Source organism: Pseudomonas sp. S2_B07 (assembly GCF_054668435.1).
Map to the genome: position 1 here is coordinate 4,703,429 of NZ_CP162769.1, position 18,608 is coordinate 4,722,036.

Annotated in this window: 15 protein-coding genes, 2 tRNA genes and 2 pseudogenes; 6 read left to right on the plus strand and 13 right to left on the minus strand. The window is 59.7% G+C overall.

The features are described 5' to 3' along the window. Nucleotides 1-95: 95 nt before the first annotated feature. From AB4N43_RS21635 to AB4N43_RS21645, 3 genes and pseudogenes are all read left to right on the plus strand, one after another. A pseudogene (locus AB4N43_RS21635) lies at nucleotides 96-734 on the plus strand (PAS domain-containing protein); the annotation flags it as partial. A gap of 150 nt (nucleotides 735-884) precedes the next feature. Then, a pseudogene (locus AB4N43_RS21640) lies at nucleotides 885-1,322 on the plus strand (methyl-accepting chemotaxis protein); the annotation flags it as partial. Between the two features lie 57 nt (nucleotides 1,323-1,379). After that, the gene (locus AB4N43_RS21645) at nucleotides 1,380-1,976 is read left to right on the plus strand and encodes a flavin reductase family protein (protein WP_460151931.1); all 597 of its coding nucleotides are present in this window, start codon (nucleotides 1,380-1,382) and stop codon (nucleotides 1,974-1,976) included. 4 nt (nucleotides 1,977-1,980) lie between these two features. Here AB4N43_RS21645 and AB4N43_RS21650 read toward each other — a convergent pair whose 3' ends face one another. Continuing rightward, on the minus strand, nucleotides 1,981-2,349 hold the full coding sequence (locus tag AB4N43_RS21650; RefSeq protein ID WP_027925926.1) for a cupin domain-containing protein: 369 nt from the start codon (nucleotides 2,347-2,349) through the stop codon (nucleotides 1,981-1,983). A gap of 76 nt (nucleotides 2,350-2,425) precedes the next feature. Continuing rightward, nucleotides 2,426-3,238 (minus strand): AraC family transcriptional regulator, encoded by an 813-nt coding sequence (locus AB4N43_RS21655; protein WP_059182158.1) that lies wholly within the window; start codon nucleotides 3,236-3,238, stop codon nucleotides 2,426-2,428. Nucleotides 3,239-3,397: 159 nt separating this feature from the next. Between AB4N43_RS21655 and ddlA the strand changes: the two genes are divergently transcribed. Then, complete coding sequence (gene ddlA, locus AB4N43_RS21660) at nucleotides 3,398-4,492, plus strand: D-alanine--D-alanine ligase (RefSeq protein ID WP_027925928.1); 1,095 nt, start codon at nucleotides 3,398-3,400, stop codon at nucleotides 4,490-4,492. 81 nt (nucleotides 4,493-4,573) lie between these two features. On the opposite strand, the gene ggt is transcribed toward ddlA, so the two are convergent. After that, nucleotides 4,574-6,406 (minus strand): gamma-glutamyltransferase, encoded by a 1,833-nt coding sequence (gene ggt, locus AB4N43_RS21665; protein WP_460151932.1) that lies wholly within the window; start codon nucleotides 6,404-6,406, stop codon nucleotides 4,574-4,576. Nucleotides 6,407-6,571: 165 nt separating this feature from the next. Here ggt and AB4N43_RS21670 point away from each other — a divergent pair, with 165 nt between their 5' ends. After that, nucleotides 6,572-7,681: a DUF2817 domain-containing protein gene (locus tag AB4N43_RS21670; protein ID WP_460151933.1), complete on the plus strand. Its 1,110-nt coding sequence runs from the start codon at nucleotides 6,572-6,574 to the stop codon at nucleotides 7,679-7,681. An 89-nt stretch (nucleotides 7,682-7,770) separates the two neighbouring features. Here AB4N43_RS21670 and AB4N43_RS21675 read toward each other — a convergent pair. Both AB4N43_RS21675 and AB4N43_RS21680 read right to left on the minus strand, forming a co-directional pair. Next, nucleotides 7,771-7,847 (minus strand) — tRNA-Met (locus tag AB4N43_RS21675). A gap of 116 nt (nucleotides 7,848-7,963) precedes the next feature. Continuing rightward, a complete protein-coding gene (locus tag AB4N43_RS21680; RefSeq protein ID WP_059182161.1) occupies nucleotides 7,964-10,018 on the minus strand; it encodes a methyl-accepting chemotaxis protein in 2,055 nt (684 codons plus the stop codon). 333 nt (nucleotides 10,019-10,351) lie between these two features. On the opposite strand from AB4N43_RS21680, the gene AB4N43_RS21685 reads away from it, so the two are divergent. Next, a complete protein-coding gene (locus tag AB4N43_RS21685) occupies nucleotides 10,352-11,569 on the plus strand; it encodes an MFS transporter (RefSeq protein ID WP_027925945.1) in 1,218 nt (405 codons plus the stop codon). A 110-nt stretch (nucleotides 11,570-11,679) separates the two neighbouring features. Here the strand turns inward: AB4N43_RS21685 and ychF are convergent, their stop codons facing one another. From ychF to AB4N43_RS21725, 8 genes are all read right to left on the minus strand, one after another. Then, on the minus strand, nucleotides 11,680-12,780 hold the full coding sequence (gene ychF / locus AB4N43_RS21690; protein ID WP_027925946.1) for a redox-regulated ATPase YchF: 1,101 nt from the start codon (nucleotides 12,778-12,780) through the stop codon (nucleotides 11,680-11,682). 22 nt (nucleotides 12,781-12,802) lie between these two features. Beyond that, nucleotides 12,803-13,387, minus strand: a complete 585-nt coding sequence (gene pth, locus AB4N43_RS21695; RefSeq protein WP_056853278.1) for an aminoacyl-tRNA hydrolase — start codon at nucleotides 13,385-13,387, stop codon at nucleotides 12,803-12,805. 170 nt (nucleotides 13,388-13,557) lie between these two features. Continuing rightward, nucleotides 13,558-14,160 carry a 50S ribosomal protein L25/general stress protein Ctc gene (locus AB4N43_RS21700; RefSeq protein WP_027925948.1) on the minus strand — a complete coding sequence of 201 codons (603 nt, stop codon included), beginning with the start codon at nucleotides 14,158-14,160 and terminating at the stop codon, nucleotides 13,558-13,560. 142 nt (nucleotides 14,161-14,302) lie between these two features. Continuing rightward, nucleotides 14,303-15,244, minus strand: coding sequence for a ribose-phosphate pyrophosphokinase (locus tag AB4N43_RS21705; protein WP_003208392.1), 942 nt, complete (start codon nucleotides 15,242-15,244; stop codon nucleotides 14,303-14,305). Between the two features lie 46 nt (nucleotides 15,245-15,290). Then, nucleotides 15,291-15,365 (minus strand) — tRNA-Gln (locus AB4N43_RS21710). A gap of 36 nt (nucleotides 15,366-15,401) precedes the next feature. Then, entirely contained in the window at nucleotides 15,402-16,253 is an 852-nt protein-coding gene (ispE, locus tag AB4N43_RS21715; protein ID WP_027925949.1) for a 4-(cytidine 5'-diphospho)-2-C-methyl-D-erythritol kinase, read from the minus strand. A 2-nt stretch (nucleotides 16,254-16,255) separates the two neighbouring features. Next, nucleotides 16,256-16,873 carry a lipoprotein insertase outer membrane protein LolB gene (gene lolB / locus AB4N43_RS21720; protein ID WP_027925950.1) on the minus strand — a complete coding sequence of 206 codons (618 nt, stop codon included), beginning with the start codon at nucleotides 16,871-16,873 and terminating at the stop codon, nucleotides 16,256-16,258. A gap of 4 nt (nucleotides 16,874-16,877) precedes the next feature. Continuing rightward, nucleotides 16,878-18,602, minus strand: coding sequence for a tetratricopeptide repeat protein (locus tag AB4N43_RS21725; protein ID WP_460151934.1), 1,725 nt, complete (start codon nucleotides 18,600-18,602; stop codon nucleotides 16,878-16,880). Nucleotides 18,603-18,608 lie beyond the last annotated feature (6 nt).

The window sequence follows — 18,608 nt, forward strand, 5'->3', positions numbered from 1 at the left end:
TTCCCATGTTCAACAAACGCTTGAAGCAGGAGCTGTCGGCTCTTCGCGAAGAACTCTCCAGCCTTCATCAAGTGAAGGACAGTCTGGAAAGCGAGATGCTGGTCCTGACCCTTAATCCCGATGGCCGGATTCAATCGGCCAACCAGAACTTCCTGGGTGAAATGTTCTACAAGAGCGGCGACCTGATCGGCAGGAACATCGACGAGATCGTCCCGGTCCATGTCAAATCCGACGAATTCCACCGCCGCTTCCAGAACGCGCTGACCCGTGGCGAGCATTTCGCCGGGGCCGTGCGTTTACTGCGGGGCAACGGCAAGGAGGCGTGGTTGCGTTCGATTGTGCAGCCGGTGCGCTCGGCGGACGGCCGAATCAAACATTTCTCGATTTACTCCAGCGACCTGACCCGCACCATCGAAGCGTCCCGTGAGCATGAGAACCTGATCGGTGCGCTGGTGCGTTCGACCGCGGTGATTGAGTTCGACCTCGATGGCAACGTGCTGACGGCCAACGACCGCTTCCTCAGTGGCATGGGTTACAGCCTCGCGCAGATCAAGGGCAAACATCACCGCACGTTCTGTGAGTCGCAGGAGGCCAGCAGCGCCGAGTATCAGAACTTCTGGCGACGCCTGAATGCCGGTGAGTTTGTTGCCGGCCGTTTCAAGCGCGTCGACAGCCATGGTCGTCTGGTCTGGCTGGAAGCGTCCTACAACCCGGTGGTTGACGCTAACAACACGCTCTACAAAGTGGTGAAGTTCGCCACCGTGATTACCGATCAGGTCAATCAGGAAAACGCCGTGGCCGAAGCGGCCAACATTGCGTATAGCACCTCTCAGCAAACCGATCAGAGTGCCCAGCGCGGTACGGCCGTGGTGACTCAGGCAGTGGACGTGATGCGCGACCTGGCCAGGCATATGCAGACCGCTGGCGATGGCATCGAGGCCTTGAACGAGCAATCGCTGGTGATCGGCACCATCGTCAAAACCATCAGCGGCATCGCCGAACAGACCAACTTGCTGGCGCTCAACGCGGCCATCGAGGCGGCTCGGGCAGGTGAACAGGGCAGGGGGTTTGCCGTGGTGGCGGACGAGGTCCGGCAGTTGGCGTCCCGCACCAGCCAGGCCACTGATGAGATTGTCGGTGTCGTGCGTCAGAACCAGGAGATGGCGCGTAATGCCGTGGCCCTGATGACCGACGGCAAGCTTCAGGCAGAACAAGGCCTGGCGCTGGCGGCGGAAGCGGGCACGGTGATCGTCGAGATTCAGGACGGTGCGCAGAAAGTGGTGAACGCGGTCGGCCAGTTTGCCAATCAACTGGCGACTTGATACCTGCCATCGCGGTGGAAATCGCTACAATCGGCTCTTTTCCCAGGAGCAGACACCATGAGCGTTTCCCATCGCCGCCCGGTTCCTTTGTCCAAGGCCTATCGCCTGCTCAATCACGGGCCGACCGTCCTGGTGAGCGCCGCCCATGACGGCCAGCGCAATATCATGGCCGCGGCCTGGGCCATGCCGCTGGATTTCGAACCGCCGAAAATTGCCGTGGTGCTGGACAAGTCCACCTGGACCCGACAACTGCTGGAAGCCTCGGGCACCTTCGTGCTGAACGTGCCCTGCGTCGCTCAGGCCGATATCACCCAGACTGTTGGCTCGACGTCAGGCCTGGAATTGACCCAGGGCCAAGGTCAGGACAAGTTCCAGGCCTATGGTTTGCAGACCTTCAGTGGTGAACTGATCGATGCTCCTATGCTCGAGGGCTGCGTGGCCTGGCTGGAATGTCGACTGCTGCCAGAGCCCTCCAATCATCAGCAATACGACCTGTTCCTGGCCGAGGTGATTGCCGCCCAGGCAGATGAACGGGTCTTCAGCGACGGCCGCTGGCACTTCGAAGGGCATGACGCCTTGCGCACCTTGCACCATGTGGCGGGCGGGCATTTCCTGATGATCGGCGACCCGGTGGACGGCAAGACATTGGCGTAACGCCTCACACCCACACGTCATTGACCGCCGTTCGCTCACCGCCTTCGCTGCCGGTGTTCAGTACGCCTTTGGGTTCGATCAGCAGCAGCTTCACTTCCTGCTCGGCAGAGGGTTTGTGCTCCACCCCTTTGGGCACCACATACATTTCGCCGGCGTTGACCAACACGAAGCCATCACGAAACTCGAGGCGTAACTGGCCTTCGAGCACGATGAAGGTTTCGTCGGTTTCCAGATGGTCATGCCAGATGAAATCCCCCAGCAACTTCACCACCTTGAACTGGTAGTCGTTCATTTCGGCGATGACCCGGGGCGCCCAGTGCGCATCGATCCGGGCGATTTTTTCAGCGAAGTTCAGGCTTTTGTAAGCGGACATGAAGTGTCTCCCGTGGTTGATCGTGAACCCACGATAACCAGCGCTCAGGTCTGCTTCTTGTACGATTGTGCGTGGCTCAGCGACGGTGCATTTTCATCCAGCGGGCCGGCGACAGGCCGTAGGTTTTGCTGAATTGCCGGGTCATGTGGCTCTGATCGGTGAAGCCGGCAATCAACGCGGCGCTGACCAGCGACTGGCCCTGGATCAGTAGAGAACGCACCAGGTCCAGGCGCCGCATGGTCAAGTATCGGTAAGGGCTGGTGCCGAACAACAGGCGAAAGTCCCGTGACAGGCTCCAGCGATCACGACCGCTATGGTGCGCCAGTTCCTCCAGCGTCACGGTGCGATCCAGCGCACTGTGAATGAATTCCCGCGCACGCTCCGCAGCCACGTAGTCGAAGCTCTGGTGGCGGGCGGAAGTTGTTCCCGAAACGCTGCTCAGAGCCTGCGCCAGATCGTACAGCGCGTCCTGCTCCTCCAAAGGGTCGAGGGGGCAATCCAGGCTGCGCAACAGCGCGTCGGTGGCGGCGAACAGGCGAGGGTCGGTCGACAATCCGGTCTTGATGAACGGCAGCGGTTGCCCGCCGAGCATCTGCTGGATCAGCGCCGGTTCGATGTACATCATTCGGTATTTGAAACCGGCTTCGGTGCCGGCCTCGCCATCGTGGGCTTCGTCCGGATGCAACACCAGGGTTCCGCCCGGCAGGCTGTGGCGCCATCCGCCGCGGTACTGAAAACTCTGCACACCGGCCAGTGTTCGGCCGATGGCGTAGGTGTCGTGGCGATGAAGGTCGTAGCCGTGCCCTGCAAAAAACGCTTCGAAACGTTGCAGGCCGCCCACGTCGGGCGCGCGGTGGAACCAGTCGATGGGAGGCGTTTGCTTGGCCATGGTGGGGGTGTCTCGAACGCGGTGAAGAACACGTTACCCCAGTGATCGACTGGCTGTCTGCTCTGCGATTAAACCCTTTGGACGGGTGGAAAACCGTGGGCGAATGTTGCAAGGTTCTCTCTGCTGTTCGGCGGGTGGCCAATCGTTGAGGTGTTTTGAATGAGCAAATTGCGGGTAGGGATTATTTTTGGTGGTCGTTCGGCGGAGCATGAAGTGTCGCTGCAATCGGCGAAGAACATTGTCGATGCACTGGACCGCTCGCGCTTCGAGCCGGTGTTGATCGGCATCGACAAACAAGGTCACTGGCACCTCAACGACCCTTCGAACTTCCTGCTCAATCAGGAAAATCCGGCACTGATCGCGCTCAATCAGTCCAACCGTGAACTGGCGGTGGTGCCGGGCAAGGTCAGTCAGCAATTGGTGGAAACTTCCGGTCAGGAACTGCTCGGGCACGTTGATGTGATCTTCCCGATTGTCCACGGCACCCTGGGTGAAGACGGTTGCCTGCAAGGCCTGTTGCGCATGGCTGACTTGCCCTTTGTTGGCTCCGACGTGCTCGGCTCGGCGGTGTGCATGGACAAGGACATCAGCAAACGCCTGCTGCGCGACGCCGGGTTGGCGGTGACGCCGTTCGTGACCCTGAACCGCGCCACGGCAGCGCGTACCGGGTTCGCTGAGGTGCAGGGCAAACTCGGCCTGCCGCTGTTCGTCAAACCGGCGAACCAAGGCTCGTCCGTAGGCGTGAGCAAGGTCAGTGACGAAGCCGAATATAAGGCGGCCGTGGAACTGGCCTTGGGGTTCGACGAAAAAGTGCTGATCGAATCCGCCGTGAGTGGCCGTGAGATCGAATGCGCCGTGCTCGGCAACGAAGACGCCATCGCCAGCGGGTGTGGTGAAATCGTGGTGAGCAGCGGTTTCTATTCCTACGACAGCAAATACATCGACGCCCAGGCGGCACAGGTCGTGGTACCGGCTGAGATCAGTGTCGAGTCCAGCGAACGTATTCGGGCTCTGGCCGTCGAGGCATTCCAGGTGCTGGGCTGCTCCGGGCTGGCGCGGGTCGATGTGTTTCTCACCGACAGCGGCGAAGTGCTGATCAATGAGATCAACTCGCTGCCCGGTTTCACCCGGATCAGCATGTACCCCAAGCTCTGGCAGGCCACCGGCATGACCTACAGCGATCTGGTCAGCCGCTTGATCGATCTGGCCCTGGACAAGCACAAGGCGCGACAGGCGTTGAAGATCTCGCGCTAAGCTGAATGTTTGCGAGTGGTGACATCCGGGATTGAAAAGGGCCTACCTCCCGGTAAGCCCTTTTTTATTCCCGCGTAGGAATCAATCCCCCAGCGCTTGTCCTTCACGCCGAGGGTCAGCCCCTCCAGCCAATGACGCATTTCCTTGCGCGTCCTTGACCCGAACAATCGCCTGGGTGCCGCTGGTCATGTCAATCTCGCTGATGCTGTGTCCCTTGTCCTTCAACGCCTGGATCAGCTCCGCGCTGAACTGTCCCTGCTCAAGCTCCGTCGGGCCGTTGCGGCTACCAAAGTTGGGCAGGTTGATGGCGGCTTGCGGGTCGAGGTCCCAGTCGAGCAGGCCAATGGTGGATTTGGCCACGTATTCGATGATTTGCGAGCCGCCAGGGGAACCGATGGTGGCGAGGAATTCACCGCTTTGGCGGTCGAAGATCAGGGTCGGCGCCATGGAGGAGCGTGGGCGTTTGCCGGGCTCAACGCGGTTGGCAACTTTTTGCCCGTTTTCTTCGGGGATGAACGAGAAGTCGGTCATCTCGTTATTGAGCAGGAATCCCTGGACCATCACGTGCGAGCCGAAGGCGGACTCGATGGTGGTGGTCATGGACACGGCGCCGCCCTGATCATCGACCGCCACCACTTGTGAGGTGGAGATGCGCAGCGGCGAACGGTCTGGCGCGTAGGCGACCTGAATACCCGGCGGGGTACCGGGTTTGGCCACGCCCATGCTGCGATCTCCGATCAGGGCGGCGCGGCGGGCCAGATAGGCCGGGTCAACCAGCCCTTTGACCGGCACGGACACGAAGTCAGCGTCGGCCACGTATTGCGCGCGATCGGCGTAGGCCAGGCGCTCGGCTTCGGCGATCAGGTGCACGGCTTGCGGGTCGGGCTCGGTGCCGGCGGGTTTTTCGGTCTTGAGCGGTTTCAGCGGCGCGAGGGCGAAGCGCGGGTCGCGGGTTTCCAGGGCCTGCAAGGTGCCGAGGATCTGCGCCACGGCGATCCCGCCCGATGATGGCGGCGGCATGCCGCACACCTGCCACCGTTTGTAGTCAGTGCACAGCGGCGCGCGCTCCTTGGCTTGATAGCCTTGCAGATCGTTCAGCGACAAGCTGCCGGGGTTGGTGTGGCCCTGAACCTTGGTGACGATCTCTTGCGCGATGGCGCCTTTGTACAGCGCGTCAGGCCCTTCGTTGGCAATGCGTTTCAGCACGGCGGCCAATGCCGGATTTTTCAACAACGTACCAGCGGCTTTCGGGCTGCCGTCCGCATTCAGGAAGTAGGCCACCATGTCCGGCGAGCTGCGCATGGATGAGTCCGAGGCGATCAACAGATGAAGGCGCGGCGAGATGGCGAACCCTTGTTCTGCGAGTTTGATGGCCGGTTCGAAGAGCTTCGCCCACGGCAGACGACCGTGTTTGCGGTGCGCCAACTCAAGCGCTCGCAACACGCCCGGCGTGCCCACCGAGCGCCCGCCAATCTGCGCCGGGGTGAACGCCATCGGTGTGCCGTCGGACTTCAGGAAAAGCTTCTCGGTGGCGCCGGCCGGTGCGGTTTCGCGACCGTCGAAGGTGCGCACCGCCTTGCCATCCCAGAGCACGATCAATGCACCACCGCCAATGCCGGAGGATTGCGGCTCGACCAGCGTCAGTACCGCTTGCATCGCAATCGCGGCATCGATCGCCGAACCGCCCTGACGTAGCATCGCCCGGCCGGCTTCGGCCGCCAGCGGATTGGCCGCTGCCGCCATGTGTCTGGAGGCGTGTCGGGTTTGCAGGTCGGTGCGATAGCCCGAGGCGCTTTCGGGTGCCACAGGCAACGTCGATGTCGGTGGGGCGTTGCAGGCGGTGAGGGTCAGCGTCGCGACGATCAGCGACAGGGCCGAGCGGCGATAGCGGCTCAAATGGAAGGCTGAGAACACGTTGAGGCACTCCGTCCGTGGGGAAAGTTACCGGGACTTTATCGGCCGACTCGGCATGACGCAAACCAGGGCCTACAGTAAAGCTGCTTTGGTCCTTCATGAGTCGACGGATTTTCTGTAGGGTCGAGAGCAATAGACGGGCCAGAAGATCAACAAGAGGCAGACATGCAGACCGAGTTTCCCACTCAGCCAAGTTACCGTAATCAGCGAGAGCTGTTCCTCGCGGCCGCCACTGAGGCCGGTGCGACGTTGACCGAATACCCGCACCCGCTCAAAGGGCCTTTCGGCGAGCCCTTGAGTACCGACGTGGCGGTGCTGGGCGATCCCGGCGCCAAGCGATTGCTGATTGCGCTGAGTGGCACCCATGGCGTCGAAGGCTTCTACGGGTCGAGTTGCCAGATCAAATGGATGCAGGACTTGGGCAAGCGCTCACTGCCGGCGGATGTGGCCGTGGTGTTCATTCACCTGATCAATCCGTGGGGCACCGCCTGGCTGCGGCGGGTTAACGAAGACAACATCGACCTGAACCGCAATCACCTGAATTTCGAACGGCCGTTGCCGGACAATCAGGCTTACGCGACGCTGCATGACATCTACGCGTGCACCGAGCTGCAAGGTCCTGAGCGTGAGCGCGCCGATGCCTTGCTCGACGCGCAAATCCGCCAACATGGCTGGCCGGCGGTGATGTCGATTGTCGAGGGCGGCCAGCACAGTCATCCCGACGGTCTGTTTTTCGGTGGGCTGGCGCCAAGTTGGTCGAACCGCACACTGCACGCCATCCTGCAAAATCACATTGCCCATGCCGACGTGGCCATGTGTTTCGACTTGCACACGGGGGCCGGCGAGTACGGTCATCCGATGCTTTTGACCATCACCGAGGCGGCGTATCCGGCGCTGCCCGATGCGCAGGCCATTTACGGGCCGTGGCTGTACACGCTGCTGACCGGGGCCGACACCTTGAGTGAAACCGGTGTGGCGGCAACGGCGACTGGCTACACCTCGCAGGCGTTGATCGACGCGTTGCCGAGGGTTCGGTTGATGCCGTTTGTGATTGAGTGCGGGACGTATCCGGGGGCAGACGTGCATCGTCATTTGCGCGATGACCACTGGCTGCATCTGCATGGCGATCTGACGGGTGTGCTGGCGCGCGGGATCAAACTGAATCTACTGGAGCAGTTCTATCCGGCCGACAACGACTGGCAGGCGATGGTGTGGTTGCGGACGTGGCAGATTTGGGAGCGGGCGCTGTTGGCATTGCCGACGATTCGTACCTGACGCGGATCACCCTGGACTCATGGGATTCAGGGTACTTTTCTCGAGGCATAAAAAAACGGCCTACCTTTCGGTAAGCCGTTTTTAGTACTTGGTGGCTACACAGGGACTTGAACCCCGGACCCCAGCATTATGAATGCTATGCTCTAACCAACTGAGCTATGTAGCCAAGTGGCGCGCATTATTGGCTTGGAACGATGATGTGTCAAGCGTAAATCTAAAATATTTCTCTACGCTTTCAACTGCTTATCCTCCTGACCCGAAAAATCGGGCCGGAGGAGGGCGTCAACTGAGCTGAAATCTCCCGGTATTCGCGCTCAGGGCCTTGCTGCCCTGGCTCAAGGTGTCGGCCGCCAGGTTCACCGCCCGTGCGCCTTCCAGCAACCTGACCGCCGCCTGATCGACTTGCTGAATGTTGCCGCTGACTTCATCGGCGGTGCTGGCCTGTTCTTCCACGGCGGTCGCGATGTGCGCCAGGGTGTCGGTCACGCCTTGCACCGCGAGGGCAATTTCCCCCAGGCGTTCGCCCAGGCCGGTGACCGATTGCGCGTCACTTTGCGCCTGGCTACAGGCCGCTTCCATCAGGCTGACCGCTTCGTTCACGGTGTTGCGCAGGCTGTCGACCGTGCCGGCAATTTGCGCGGTGGAGGACTGGGTGCGTTGCGACAGGCTGCGGACTTCATCGGCCACCACGGCAAAACCGCGACCTTGTTCACCCGCCCGAGCCGCTTCGATAGCCGCGTTGAGCGCCAACAGGTTGGTTTGCTCGGCGACTCCGCGAATAGTGTCGACCACCAGCTGAATCTGTTGCCCTTGCTCACTGACCCGACCTAGCGCCGCGGCAGTGTCGTTCAAGCGCTGATTGAGCTGCTGAATGCTCGCCGTGGTGCGCTGACTGTCTCGGCTGCTGTCGGCGGCAATGCGCTGGGTGTGCTGAGCGCTGCCTGAGGCCTGTTCGCAACTCTGGGCGACCCCTTGAGAGGTCGCCGCCAGTTGCGTGGCCGCCGCGGCGATCTGGCTGATTTGCAATTGTTGCGCTTCGACTTCGCCGAGGGCGCCGCTGGAGTGATGGTTGAGCGTGCGCACCGCGTTGCTCACTTGCAAGGTTTCGTGATCGACCCCTTGCAAGCTGTTACGCAGTTGCACCACGGCAACGTTCAGGGCGGTGCTGATGGCCGCCAGTTCGTCACGGCCCTGCACGGGGGCTTGCAGGCTCAGATTGCCGTCACGCAGGGCTTCGGCCAACAGCGTGATACCACTGGCGCTGCGCCGGATCGAGGCTTGCAGACAGACGAACAGGTACAGTGCGGCCAGCAGCAGGCAGCCAAAGATCGACGCCACCAAAATGAACTGGCGAATCGCCGAGTCGTGGTAGTAATCCAGGCGCTGATCCAGCGACATCAACGATTGCTGACGCAGGGCGGCAAGGTCGGTGAGCAGGGCGTCGAGGTTGCGTTCGAATTCTTCCGGCTTGAGGCTGATGCTGCCGCCGAACACGCCGTCATCCAGCACCTTCAGACTCGCGTCGAGGTGTTTGAGGTTGTCATGGTATTGCCCGGCCCAACTTTGCAACGCACTGGGCAGGCGCGCTTCGAGGAGCGTGGCGGTTTTTACCAGTTGCTCCCGGGCATCGCCGATACGGCTGCGCAAGTCACGCAATTGCAGGCGACTTTGGAGGGTGAACTGGCCCGATACCACGGACGCTTGGCCGACGGCGGCCAGGCGACCGACGCGTTCAATCAGGTCTGGCGCGTGCTGGGTGGAAATCTGCGTCAGCAAATAGGTTTCCAGCCAGGGCGCCAGTGTCAGTCGATTGTCCATGGCGATCTGTTCGCGCAGGGCTTGCAAGGCGCTCAAGGCATTGGTGAAACGGTCGTAACCGTCCGGCCACCAGCCAACGCCGCTGAGGCTTTTCGAGTCCAGGCCATTGAGGGCGGCTTGCAGGGCTTGATAACGGGTCAGCGTTTCGCCCTCGGCGCCTTCGACTTTCAGCGCATTGCCGAGGTCTGAGGTGGCTTGCGCGACGGCAGGCTGCACCGCATCAAATGCACCCATCGCGGCGAGGGTCGCTGGCGTTGGCTGGCGATTGGTTTCCGTGGCACGCCAGCGAGCCGCGCGATCACGCTGGGCGGCGAGCAGGTTATCCAGAGCATCCAGAGCGAGCAACTGCCTGACCCCGGCACGTTCGCCGGAGATGAGGCTGAGTTTGGCGCGATAATCCTGACCGATCATCAACAGGCTGCCGGCCAGCGGCAGGATAAACAGCAGAAACAACAGCTGAAATTTGCGTGCGAAGCCAAAACGCCCCAGCAAACCGATCCCCGGTGATAAAAACGACATGCCCCATGACTCCTCTGGACACCACGCACCATCGGCGTGCGTCGAGGCCGTTGCGACCGCGACTCGTGCCCTTTTAAAAGGCCTCGAAAGTTCACCCTCGCCAGCTCTGTAGGCCGACTCTGTAGCGAAACTTCCCATTCTCGGTCCCCTTTGTAAGAGGCCCGCGTTGAAGGTGTTAAACAAGGCAAGATTCAGACCATGGCGTTGCGCTATCACCTGTCGGGCGATGAAAGATTAGTTCGTTAGCTGGCTAAGGGGATGGCGCTCTTGCACCGAAAAATGGCACATTGACGCACCTGCCTGCGTGCACCCATCCGCTGTACGGAAATTCTCATGGCTATCAGCAACGCTCAGACCGGCGCGACGTCGGCACCCGCGACTCCACAAAGCAGCCCGTTGGTCATGCGCATCATCGGCGCGGTGGCGCTGGCGCACCTGATCAACGACCTGATCCAATCGGTGCTGCCGTCGATTTATCCGATGCTCAAGGCCAACTATGGCCTGACCTTTACCCAGGTCGGCCTGATCACGCTGACCTTTCAACTGACCGCTTCGCTGTTGCAGCCGTGGGTCGGTTACTACACTGACAGACATCCAAAACCCTGGCTGCTTCCCGCCGGGACGGTGTGTACGCTGATCGGCATTGTGATGATGTCGATGGTTGGCACCTTTCCGTTGATTCTGTTGGCGGCGGGGCTGATCGGTATCGGTTCGTCGACCTTTCACCCGGAGGCCTCTCGAGTGGCGCGACTGGCCTCGGGCGGGCGATTTGGCCTGGCGCAATCGACCTTTCAGGTCGGCGGCAACGCCGGGTCGGCGTTCGGTCCGTTGCTCGCGGCCGCGATCATCATCCCGTACGGTCAGGGCAATGTGGCCTGGTTCGGGCTCTTCGCTGTGTTCGCGCTGTTCGTGCTCTACCGGATCAGCCGCTGGTACGCCAATCACTTGAACCTGTTCAAACTCAAGCAAGGCCAGGCGGCGACTCACGGTTTGTCGAAGGGCAGGGTGATCAGTGCGCTGGTGGTGCTCGGGATGCTGGTGTTCTCCAAGTACTTCTACATGTCCAGCCTCACCAGTTACTTCACGTTCTACCTGATCGAGAAGTTCGACCTGTCGGTGGCCAGTTCGCAGCTGCACCTGTTCCTGTTTCTGGGGGCGGTCGCGGCGGGGACGTTCTTCGGTGGGCCGATCGGCGACAAGATCGGGCGTAAGGCGGTGATCTGGTTCTCGATTCTCGGCGTGGCTCCGTTCACGTTGCTGCTGCCGCATGTCGACCTGTTCTGGACCAGCGTCCTGAGCGTGATTATCGGCTTCATCCTGGCTTCGGCGTTTTCTGCGATTGTGGTGTACGCGCAGGAATTGGTGCCGGGCAATGTCGGGATGATTGCCGGGGTGTTCTTCGGCTTGATGTTTGGTTTCGGCGGGATTGGTGCGGCGTTGCTGGGGCATCTGGCGGATGTGCACGGCATTGAATACGTGTACTTCCTGTGCTCGTTCCTGCCGTTGTTGGGTGTGTTGGCGATCTTCCTGCCAAGAACCAAAAAGGCCTGATCCCACACACTCCTGCACTGGATTGTTGGTGTGGCGAGGGATTTATTTCAGGTACAAAAAAGCCGCGTATCAAACGCGGCTTTTTCTTGGGCGGTGTCTCGTCAAATAACTTAGACGTTGAAGCGGAAGTGCATTACGTCGCCGTCTTTAACGATGTAATCCTTGCCTTCCAGACGCCATTTGCCGGCTTCTTTGGTGCCGGCTTCGCCCTTGTACTGGATGAAGTCGTCGTACGCGATGACTTCGGCGCGGATGAAGCCTTTTTCGAAGTCGGTGTGGATCACGCCAGCGGCTTGTGGTGCGGTGGCACCGACGCGGACGGTCCAGGCGCGGACTTCTTCGACACCGGCGGTGAAGTAGGTCTGCAGGTGCAGCATCTCGTAGCCAGCGCGGATCACGCGGTTCAGGCCAGGCTCTTCCAGGCCCAGGGCTTCGAGGAACATGTCTTTCTCTTCGCCGTCTTCCAGTTCGGCGATTTCAGCTTCGATCTTGTTGCAGACCGGAACCACCATGGCGCCTTCTTCGTCGGCGATGGCCTTGACGATGTCCAGCAGCGGGTTGTTCTCGAAACCGTCTTCAGCGACGTTGGCGATGTACATGACCGGCTTGGTGGTCAGCAGGTGGAAGCCACGAATCACTGCCTTGTCGTCGGCGCCCATGTTCTTCATCAGGGTGCGCGCAGGCTTGCCGAGGGTGAAGTGAGCGATCAGTTGCTCCAGCAGGCCTTTCTGGACCACGGCGTCCTTGTCGCCACCCTTGGCGTTACGGGCGACTTTCTGCAGTTGCTTTTCGCAGCTGTCGAGGTCGGCGAAAATCAGTTCCAGGTCGATGATCTCGATGTCGCGTTTCGGGTCGACGCTGTTGGAGACGTGAATCACGTTCTCGTCTTCGAAGCAGCGGACCACGTGGGCGATGGCATCGGTTTCACGGATGTTGGCGAGGAACTTGTTGCCCAGGCCTTCACCTTTCGACGCGCCGGCAACGAGGCCTGCGATGTCGACGAATTCCATGGTGGTCGGCAGGATGCGCTTTGGATTGACGATGGCCGCCAGGGCTTCCAGACGTGGATCCGGCATCGGCACGATACCGGTGTTCGGCTCGATGGTGCAGAAGGGGAAGTTCTCGGCCGCGATCCCGGATTTGGTCAGGGCGTTGAATAGGGTGGACTTACCGACGTTAGGCAGGCCGACGATGCCGCAATTGAATCCCATGGTGTTTTCCCCGAGGAGTGAGTCAGGCCTTCTGGCTGTGCAGGTTTTTCATCGCGCGGTTCCATTCACCGGCGAGGATATCCGGCAGCACGCCGAGGGCAAAGTCGATGCTGGCATCGAGTTTTTCCTGTTCGGCGCGTGGCGCACGACCCAGGACGAAATTTGAAACCATACTGGCAACGCCCGGGTGGCCAATGCCAAGCCGCAAGCGGTGAAAGGTATTCTGGTTGCCCAGTTGCGCAATGATGTCGCGCAACCCGTTGTGACCGCCATGGCCGCCGCCCTGCTTGAGCTTGGCAACGCCCGGAGGCAGATCGAGTTCGTCGTGCGCCACGAGGATTTCTTCAGGCTTGATGCGGAAGAAGCCTGCCAGAGCTGCTACGGCCTGGCCGCTACGGTTCATGTACGTGGTGGGAATCAGCAGACGAACATCCTGACCCTGATGCGAAAAGCGCCCGGTCAGGCCAAAATATTTGCGATCGGCGACAAGGTTGACCCCTTGTGCGTTCGCGATACGCTCAACAAAAAGGGCCCCTGCGTTATGCCGGGTCTGTTCGTATTCAGCGCCTGGATTTCCCAGGCCAACGATCAGTTTAATGGCAGTCACGATAGGGGCCCTTCCTTGGAGTGGTGGATAACATCGCCGCAATCAGTGTGTGCGGCGAAAGTGGACGAAAATTGCTCATTTACCATTCAGTAAACTTCGCGTTCTCGCCCGCTCTCTCGCTACGTTCCAGTCCGCGATGTTACTAGATCACTCCGGCTTCACAGAGTGAATTACTCTGCTGCGCCTTCTTCAGTAGCTTCTGGAGCAACACGTGGGGCGTGGACGTTGGCAACAGCCTTGTCATCACCGTGTGCCAGAGCAACAAACTCAACGCCTTTAGGGGCTTTGAGGTCGGACAAGTGAATGATCGAGCCGACTTCGGCGTTAGCCAGGTCAACTTCGATGAATTCAGGCAGGTCTTTTGGCAGGCAGGTCACTTCGATTTCGGAAACAACGTGCGAAACTTCGCCGCCTTTCTTGATCGGAGCTTCTTCACCAACAAAGTGTACAGGCACGATAGCGGTCAGTTTCTGGCCAGCGACTACGCGTACGAAGTCAGCGTGCAGCACGTGGCCTTTAGCCGGGTGACGCTGCAGTGCTTTGATGATTACATTTTGCTTGGTGCCGCCAACGTTCAGCTCGATGATGTGGCTGTAAGCCGCTTCGTTTTCGAGCAGTTTGGCAACTTCTTTAGCCAGCATGCTGATGGATTCAGGGGCTTTTTCGCCACCGTAAACTACAGCTGGTACCAGGCTTGCGAGACGACGCAGGCGGCGGCTCGCACCTTTCCCCAGGTCGGAACGCACTTCAGCATTCAGAGTAAAATCGTTCATGTTGTATCTCCAAAATAACCACATTCGCCCCAGCGTTTGCGACCAGCGCTAAAGGCGATATGGGCAAAAAAAGCCCCGCCCCGACAGGAATGCCGGGGCGGGGCGCTTTTCGTCAACGAGACATTCGAGAAGGGCAGGGCCCTTAGCGGAACATCGCGCTGATCGATTCTTCATTGCTGATGCGGCGGACCGCCTCGGCAACTACCGGCGCGATATCCAGTTGACGGATACGCGAGCAGGCTTGTGCAGCTGCGGACAACGGGATGGTGTTAGTCACCACCAGTTCATCCAGCATGGAATTTTCGATGTTTTCGATCGCCCGACCGGACAGCACAGGGTGTGTGCAGTAGGCGAAAACCTTGGCAGCGCCATGCTCTTTCAAGGCCTTTGCCGCGTGGCACAGAGTGCCGGCGGTATCGACCATGTCATCGACCAGAATACAGGTACGCCCTTCGACATCACCGATGATATGCATCACTTCAGAGTGATTGGCTTTCTCACGGCGTTTGTCGATGATCCCGAGATCCACGCCCAGGGATTTGGCAACAGCACGTGCACGCACGACGCCACCAATGTCCGGGGACACGATCATCAGGTTTTCGAAGCGCTGATCTTCAATGTCATCCACCAATACAGGGGAGCCGTAGATGTTATCTACCGGAATATCGAAGAAACCCTGGATTTGGTCAGCATGCAGATCAACCGTGAGAACACGGTCGATGCCGACTACGGTAAGCATGTCAGCAACGACTTTCGCGCTGATAGCCACACGTGCGGAACGCGGACGGCGATCCTGACGGGCATAACCAAAGTAAGGAATAACAGCAGTGATACGAGTAGCTGAGGAGCGGCGGAAGGCATCAGCCATCACTACCAGTTCCATCAGGTTATCGTTGGTCGGAGCGCAAGTCGGCTGAATAATGAAGACATCTTTACCGCGGACGTTTTCATTGATCTCGGCTGTAATTTCGCCGTCGGAAAATTTACCGACAGAGATGTCACCGAGAGGGATATGCAGCTGACGTACGACACGTCGAGCCAGATCGGGGTTGGCGTTCCCCGTAAAGACCATCATCTTGGACACGCGCAGTACCTGAAGGCTGAGGGTAACCTGGATGAGTATAGGAAAATGGCAGGGGCGGCTGGATTCGAACCAACGCATGGCAGGATCAAAACCTGCTGCCTTACCGCTTGGCGACGCCCCTGTATCTGTTGCAACGATTACCCAGTAATCGGTTCCTTTAGAGCAGACTTTGCAGCTTGCGATGCAACATCGAAACGTTGCTTCCTTTTGCTACAAACCCTGTAAGGGTCTCTGTAAGAAGGGCCGAGACTTTATCAGCTTCAGCTTTGCTTGGGAAGCCCCCAAACACACAACTTCCAGTGCCAGTGAGTTTTGCTTCGGTAAATTTACCTAACAAATTCAATGCGTTACGTACCTCTGGATAACGCCTTGCTACTACTGGCAAGCAGTCATTACGACTGTTTCCCTTGGGAACGGGGCGCACTTTAATGGGAGGAGAGTTACGTGTCAACAGCGGATCGGAAAAAATTTCTGCTGTACTTACAGATACTTGCGGTACCAGCACGACATACCACGGTTCTTCGGGGGTTACGGGGGTCAGTTTCTCCCCTACGCCTTCGGCAAAAGCGGCGTGGCCACGCACGAAAACCGGAACGTCAGCGCCCAGCTTCAGGCCCAGCGCGGCCAGTCGATCCTCGTCCCAGCCCAATTGCCAGAGATGATTCAGACCCAGCAATGTGGTCGCGGCATTGGAGCTGCCGCCGCCGATGCCGCCGCCCATGGGCAGGATTTTTTCGATCCAGATATCAATGCCGAGTGCGCAACCGGATTGCGCCTGCAGTTGCTTCGCAGCCTTGACGATCAGATTGCTGTCGTGCGGAACGCCGTCGAATTCGGTGTGCAACTGGATCACGCCGTCGTCACGCACGGCGAAGGTGATTTCATCGCCGTAATCGAGGAACTGAAAAATCGTCTGCAACTCGTGGTAGCCGTCTTCACGGCGACCGAGGATGTGCAGCATCAGATTGAGTTTGGCCGGCGAGGGCAGCGTCAAGCGGGGAGCGGTCATGTTCACTGCCCCAGCTTGCGTGGTTGCCATTCCTTGATCACCAGCGTGACATCAAGGTCGGTGCCGTGCAGCTTGATCTTTTCAGGCAGCCAGAAACCGTTTTGTTGCGTGTAACTGGTGTATTCGACCTGCCAGCCGTCTTGTTCGAGGCTGGCCAGGCGGCTGTCGGCATCCAGGTTCAGCTTGCTTTTGCTGTCTGGCGCCGGGAGCCCGCGGACCCACCAGGCCAGATTCGATACTGGCAATTTCCAGCCCAGTTGCTCTTCGAGCAGGATTTCCGGGTTCGGTGCGTCAAAGCGTCCCTGATTGGCCACTTCCAGCGAAACCTTGCCAGGTCGGCCGGTCAGGCGTGCGGCGCCGCGACCCAGCGGGCCGGACAGGCGGATATCGTAGTAATCCTGACGTTGCAGCCAGAACAACGTGCCGCTGCCCGAATCCTTGGGCGCGCGGATGCCGATCTTGCCGTTGATCTGCCAGCCGTCGAGGGCGGTCAATTGCTGCTTGTGTTCACGCCATTGGGCCGGGTTGCCGTGGCCTTCGACGGATTCGCGAGCGCCGAAGCCCGCGCAACCGGCGAGCAGGGCGATAAAACTGAAAACAATGAAGTGGCGCAAAAACATAATCTTAAAGAGTCTCTGATCCGGTCAGGCGCTTGATGGTGCCGCGCAGGGTGGGGCTGTCAGGTTGTTCCTTGAGGAATTTGCCCCAGACTTGTTTGGCTTCGCGCTGTTTGCCATTGGCCCACAGCACTTCACCCAAGTGGGCGGCCACTTCCTGGTCGGGGAAGCGCTCCAGTGCCTGGCGCAGATAGCGCTCGGCTTCATCGAGGTTACCCAGGCGGAAGTTCACCCAGCCGAGGCTGTCGAGTACCGCCGGGTCTTCCGGATTGATCTGGTGAGCCTGTTCGATCAAAGCCTTGGCTTCGACATAGCGCGTGGTGCGGTCAGATAGCGTGTAGCCAAGCGCGTTGAGTGCCATGGCGTTGTCCGGGTCGCGCTTGATGATCAGGCGCAGGTCTTTTTCCATCTGCGCCAGGTCGTTGCGTTTTTCCGCTTGCATGGCGCGGGTGTACAGCAGGTTCAGATCGTCCGGGTACTGCTGCAAGGCTTTGTCCAAGACAGCCCAGGCCTTGTCGCCCTGATTGTTGGCGGACAGGGTTTCGGCTTCGATCAGGTACAGCTGAATCGCGTAATCCGGCTGCTCGTCGCGCTCGGCGGCCAAGCGGCGTTGGGCTTCGGCGGTCTTGCCGTTGTTGATCAGAATGTCGGTCTGACGCAGTTGGGCCGGCAGGTAGTCGTTACCCGGCCCGACTTTGGCGTACTCGATCAGCGCACCTTGAGGATCGTTGCGCTCTTCGGCGATGCGGCCGAGGTTCAGGTGAGCCGAGTCAACGTGGCTTTCACGGGCGATCAGGTCTTCAAGCAGGCTCTTGGCCTCGTCCCAGTCCTTGGCTTCCGGGCAGACCAGTGCCAGCGAGTAGCGCAGCTCGTCGTCTTCCGGGTATTGCTGAACCAGGCTGGCAAACTCGGCTTTGGCGTCTGTTATGCGGTCCTGCTCAACCAGCATCCGCGCGTAAGTCAGGCGCAGGCGCTTGTCGTCCGGGTACTTCTTGATGCTTTTTTGCAGCAGCGGCAAGGCTTCGTCGCCACGGTTGAGCACTTGCAGCAGGCGCGCGCGCAACAGGATCGGGGCGATTTCGCCTTCGTCTGGCGGATTGTCTTCCAGCAGGGTCAGCGCACCTTTGGCGTCGCCGTCCTGTTGCATCAACAGGGCCTTGCCAAAAATCAGCTGGCTGTTTTTCGGATGGCGCTGCAACAAGCGGTCGAAACTTTTCATCAAACCGTTGCGCGTGTCCTGATCGGTATCGGCGGCGGACAGGGCAAGGAAGTCGAAATGCGTGTCGCCTTTGCCTTGCAGGACTTTTTCCATGTAGACCATGGAGTCGTCATAACGACCGGCGCGAGCCAGTTGCACGGCCGCTGCGCGTTGCGCTTCGAGGTCGTTCGGGGCGTTTTTTGCCCAGATCAGCGCGGTGTCCAGGGCGGCCTGATCGGCGCCCAGGTACTCGGCAATGCGAAATGCCCGCTCGGAGATGCCCGGATCCTGGGTGTTGATGGCCTGGGTCACGTAGTTGTCCAGCGCAATGTCGAAACGATTGCGTTGGCCAGCCAGTTCGGCACTCAACAGGCTGAAGATGGTTTCTTCGCTGAATGAGCTGTAAACCTTGGGCTTTTCAGGGGCCGGAGTGCTGTCTTCAACCGGCGACGTACCGTCCGGCGACGAGGGTGCCAAGGCCTGGCAGCCGCTGAGGAAGACAAAAGCGAGGAGCAACGCGGAAGATCTATTCATATAGGA

Coding starts and splice junctions, on each gene's coding strand:
- AB4N43_RS21700 (WP_027925948.1), bottom strand. CDS start 14,160: ATGAACGATTTTACTCTGAATGCTGAAGTGCGTTCCGACCTGGGGAAA.
- ychF (WP_027925946.1), bottom strand. CDS start 12,780: ATGGGATTCAATTGCGGCATCGTCGGCCTGCCTAACGTCGGTAAGTCC.
- AB4N43_RS21680 (WP_059182161.1), bottom strand. CDS start 10,018: ATGTCGTTTTTATCACCGGGGATCGGTTTGCTGGGGCGTTTTGGCTTC.
- AB4N43_RS21650 (WP_027925926.1), bottom strand. CDS start 2,349: ATGTCCGCTTACAAAAGCCTGAACTTCGCTGAAAAAATCGCCCGGATC.
- AB4N43_RS21655 (WP_059182158.1), bottom strand. CDS start 3,238: ATGGCCAAGCAAACGCCTCCCATCGACTGGTTCCACCGCGCGCCCGAC.
- ddlA (WP_027925928.1), top strand. CDS start 3,398: ATGAGCAAATTGCGGGTAGGGATTATTTTTGGTGGTCGTTCGGCGGAG.
- AB4N43_RS21725 (WP_460151934.1), bottom strand. CDS start 18,602: ATGAATAGATCTTCCGCGTTGCTCCTCGCTTTTGTCTTCCTCAGCGGC.
- AB4N43_RS21685 (WP_027925945.1), top strand. CDS start 10,352: ATGGCTATCAGCAACGCTCAGACCGGCGCGACGTCGGCACCCGCGACT.
- ispE (WP_027925949.1), bottom strand. CDS start 16,253: ATGACCGCTCCCCGCTTGACGCTGCCCTCGCCGGCCAAACTCAATCTG.
- lolB (WP_027925950.1), bottom strand. CDS start 16,873: ATGTTTTTGCGCCACTTCATTGTTTTCAGTTTTATCGCCCTGCTCGCC.
- AB4N43_RS21645 (WP_460151931.1), top strand. CDS start 1,380: ATGAGCGTTTCCCATCGCCGCCCGGTTCCTTTGTCCAAGGCCTATCGC.
- AB4N43_RS21670 (WP_460151933.1), top strand. CDS start 6,572: ATGCAGACCGAGTTTCCCACTCAGCCAAGTTACCGTAATCAGCGAGAG.